Origin of the sequence: Caloramator sp. Dgby_cultured_2 (genome assembly GCF_028872215.1) — a bacterium.
GTDB classification, from domain to species: Bacteria; Bacillota; Clostridia; order Clostridiales; family Caloramatoraceae; genus Caloramator; species Caloramator australicus.
Map to the genome: position 1 here is coordinate 2,270,001 of NZ_CP118396.1, position 2,500 is coordinate 2,272,500.

At 38.8% G+C, this 2,500-nt stretch carries 5 protein-coding genes, 1 tRNA gene, 2 rRNA genes and 1 pseudogene (2 of these 9 only partly in view); 5 read left to right on the plus strand and 4 right to left on the minus strand.

From position 1 onward, the window contains the following. The 5 genes from PWK10_RS15740 to PWK10_RS15760 all read left to right on the plus strand — a co-directional run. Positions 1-569 (plus strand): 23S ribosomal RNA (locus PWK10_RS15740) (it extends 2,307 nt beyond the left edge of the window). A 14-nt stretch (positions 570-583) separates the two neighbouring features. Continuing rightward, a 5S ribosomal RNA gene (rrf, locus tag PWK10_RS15745) occupies positions 584-700 on the plus strand. Between the two features lie 43 nt (positions 701-743). After that, positions 744-818 (plus strand) — tRNA-Glu (locus tag PWK10_RS15750). An 88-nt stretch (positions 819-906) separates the two neighbouring features. Next, a complete protein-coding gene (locus PWK10_RS15755; RefSeq protein ID WP_008908314.1) occupies positions 907-1,083 on the plus strand; it encodes a XapX domain-containing protein in 177 nt (58 codons plus the stop codon). After that, positions 1,080-1,232, plus strand: a complete 153-nt coding sequence (locus PWK10_RS15760) for a XapX domain-containing protein (RefSeq protein WP_274766686.1) — start codon at positions 1,080-1,082, stop codon at positions 1,230-1,232. Before PWK10_RS15755 ends, PWK10_RS15760 begins: the two co-directional genes overlap by 4 nt. 68 nt (positions 1,233-1,300) lie before the next feature. Here the strand turns inward: PWK10_RS15760 and PWK10_RS20175 are convergent. Then, positions 1,301-1,456 (minus strand): annotated as a pseudogene (locus tag PWK10_RS20175) (DUF1722 domain-containing protein); the annotation flags it as partial. A 113-nt stretch (positions 1,457-1,569) separates the two neighbouring features. Beyond that, positions 1,570-2,052, minus strand: coding sequence for an RNA-guided endonuclease TnpB family protein (locus PWK10_RS15765; protein WP_274766687.1), 483 nt, complete (start codon positions 2,050-2,052; stop codon positions 1,570-1,572). 247 nt (positions 2,053-2,299) lie between these two features. After that, positions 2,300-2,500: a hypothetical protein gene (locus tag PWK10_RS15775; protein WP_274766688.1), complete on the minus strand. Its 201-nt coding sequence runs from the start codon at positions 2,498-2,500 to the stop codon at positions 2,300-2,302. After that, a protein-coding gene (locus tag PWK10_RS15780; RefSeq protein WP_274766689.1) for a helix-turn-helix domain-containing protein crosses the window boundary here: on the minus strand, positions 2,494-2,500 show its final stretch. 137 nt of this gene lie beyond the right edge of the window; the window shows 7 of its 144 coding nt (coding positions 138-144); its start codon lies beyond the right edge, outside the window; the stop codon is at positions 2,494-2,496. Before PWK10_RS15780 ends, PWK10_RS15775 begins: the two co-directional genes overlap by 7 nt.

The following is a 2,500-nucleotide window of genomic DNA, read 5'->3' on the forward strand; positions in this document are numbered from 1 at the left end:
AAGGCAGAAGGGAGCTTGACTGAGAGAGAGACATCTCGAACAGGGACGAAAGTCGGGCTTAGTGATCCGGTGGTTCTGAGTGGAAGGGCCATCGCTCAACGGATAAAAGCTACCTCGGGGATAACAGGCTGATCTCCCCAAGAGTCCACATCGACGGGGAGGTTTGGCACCTCGATGTCGGCTCGTCGCATCCTGGGGCTGAAGTAGGTCCCAAGGGTTGGGCTGTTCGCCCATTAAAGCGGCACGCGAGCTGGGTTCAGAACGTCGTGAGACAGTTCGGTCCCTATCCGTCGCGGGCGTAGGAAATTTGAGGGGAGCTGTCCTTAGTATGAGAGGACCGGGATGGACGAACCTCTGGTGCACCAGTTGTCATGCCAATGGCACAGCTGGGTAGCCAAGTTCGGAAGGGATAAGCGCTGAAGGCATCTAAGCGCGAAGCCCACCCCAAGATGAGATTTCCCACGCGGAAGCGGTAAGACCCCTGGAAGACTACCAGGTAGATAGGCCAGAGGTGTAAGCGTCGTAAGGCGTTTAGCTGACTGGTACTAATAGGTCGAGGGCTTGATCTTATTGTGCAGTGAAATCCGGTGGTAATGGAGGTAGGGAAACACCCGTTCCCATTCCGAACACGAAGGTTAAGCCTACCTACGCCGATGGTACTAGGCTGGAGACGGCCTGGGAGAGTAGGTGACTGCCGGGTAACAACTTAAACTTAAGTGCCTGGCACTTAAGTTTAAGATTTTGGCCCCTTGGTCAAGTGGTTAAGACACCACCCTTTCACGGTGGTAACAGGGGTTCGAATCCCCTAGGGGTCACCAAGTTTAATATTAAAAGGAGAAGGTTTATGCCTTCTCCTTTTGTGTCTTTAAGAAATTTATGTAATTTTTTCTAATGGGGGAATTTGTTATGCAAAACTTAAGAGAAATTATGATGTCTATAATTGCAGGAATGATTGTAGGATTTATCTTCTCAAAATTGTTGCTACCCATCCCTGCCCCTCCAAATATACCAGCTTTCATGGGGATATTTGGTGTTTGGCTTGGTGCAATTGTAGTAGATAAGATAGGGGGCTTGAGAGCATGAAGGTAATAATATTATCTATTTTAGCTGGTATGATATTAGGAGCGATTTTTAAAAAGCTTAGACTTCCCTTACCAGCACCAGCTACATTATCAGGAGTTTTAGGAGTTTTAGGAGTTTTACTAGGAAGTATGTTGGCAGGGTTATTTTAAAAAGAGCTGTCGTTATGACAGCTCTTTTTGCATATAAAGGTTATCGTAGATAAAATAATATGAGTCTATCAGATATTGAACTTTATATTTTTTAGACAGTTTATAAAGAAATTTCTTTGCTTTATAAAATTCTTTTTATTCATTAGTTTAAAAAACTTATTTTCTTCCTTTACTGTTGCTTCGTCTTTAAAATAACCCCATATGTGAAGTAGTGTGTTCTTAAAGTTCCCTTCAGTGAACTACCCCCACTTATAGAAGTGGTGGCTTCGTGGTCAAGGTAACTTCTGTTACCAGATTACCCACGCTCAAAGGGCTGTTCCTTCCCCATATATACCAATCACATGGCTAATTTTAGCAAATTCTTACTTGCATTTATATCTCTATCATGAACTGCACCACACTTTGGACATTTCCATTCTCTCAATGCTAAATTCTTTACATCAGGATTTTTATATCCACATTCACTACATGTTTGACTTGATGCATAATTTTGTGGTGCTATTATTATTTCTCTGCCATACCATCTTGCTTTATATTCTAACATCCTTCTAAATTCTGCCCATGATACTTCTGTTATTGCTTTGGCTAATTTATGATTTTGTTGCATATTCTTTACCTGTAAATCTTCTAAAACTATCACTTGGTTTTCGTGTATAATTTTAGAAGATAATTTGTGAAGAAAATCTTTTCTTTGATTTGATATTTTTTCGTATAATTTAGCAAGTTTTTGTCTTGTCCTTTCATAGTTTTTACTTTGCTTTTGCTTTCTTGATAATGATTTTTGTATAATTTTAATTCTTTTTCTGTTTTTCTTAACCATTTTGGATTTTCTACCTTTGTTCCATCAGATAAAATAGCAAATTCTTTAATTCCTAAATCTATACCTACTTTTTTATCTATTTTAGGTAATTCTTTAATTTCTTCTTCTACAAGTATAGAAGCATAATATTTGCCTGTTGGCGTTTTTGATATAGTTACGGATTTAATTCTTCCTTCAAATTGTCTGTGTTGTTTTATTTTTATTTTTGTCTTTAACTTTGGAACTTTTAGATAACTACCTTCAAGTGTTACTGTTCCATTTTGATTATTTGTAGTATAAGACTGGTAACCTTTCTTTTTCTTGAACTTTGGAAAGGCTGTTTTTTTATCTCTAAAGAATTTTTATATGCCTTCTCTAAATTAAGCTGTGCATTAGCAAGGGCAAGGCTATCTACTTCCTTTAGAAACGGATATTCTTTTTTATATTGTGCAGGTGTATTGTTTAGCAT

Bases quoted from the DNA above. Each gene is read 5' to 3' on its own strand.
- PWK10_RS15755 (WP_008908314.1), top strand. From the start codon at position 907: ATGCAAAACTTAAGAGAAATTATGATGTCTATAATTGCAGGAATGATT.
- PWK10_RS15760 (WP_274766686.1), top strand. From the start codon at position 1,080: ATGAAGGTAATAATATTATCTATTTTAGCTGGTATGATATTAGGAGCG.
- PWK10_RS15765 (WP_274766687.1), bottom strand. From the start codon at position 2,052: ATGGTTAAGAAAAACAGAAAAAGAATTAAAATTATACAAAAATCATTA.
- PWK10_RS15775 (WP_274766688.1), bottom strand. From the start codon at position 2,500: ATGCTAAACAATACACCTGCACAATATAAAAAAGAATATCCGTTTCTA.